1 protein-coding gene is annotated in these 241 nt (G+C 41.9%); it reads right to left on the bottom strand.

Annotation, left to right across the window (positions count from 1 at the left end; all coding sequences use genetic code 11):
• Position 1 precedes the first annotated feature (1 nt).
• The coding region (locus ETC07_RS16405; protein WP_136249348.1) for an HAD family hydrolase at positions 2-241 on the bottom strand (240 nt) is incomplete at its 5' end.

Raw genomic sequence — 241 nt, forward strand, 5'->3', positions numbered from 1 at the left:
TTTATTCTGATTCCGCCAACAACTTTTTGGCATCCGTAAGTGTCTCAATAAACCGGTCTGCTTGTTCTTGATTAATACCGAAATAGTTATCCTTAACCGCCCAAACAGTGGCTCCAGCCGCCTTACCAGCCATAATACCATAATGCGAATCTTCAATAATCAGGGTTTCTGAAGGTTCTACACCAAGCTTTTCCATAGCAGCCAGATAAATAGCTGGATTAGGTTTAGACTGCTCAAACTC

It is taken from the genome of Halomonas borealis (assembly GCF_004798905.1).
Classification (GTDB): domain Bacteria; phylum Pseudomonadota; class Gammaproteobacteria; order Pseudomonadales; family Halomonadaceae; genus Halomonas; species Halomonas borealis.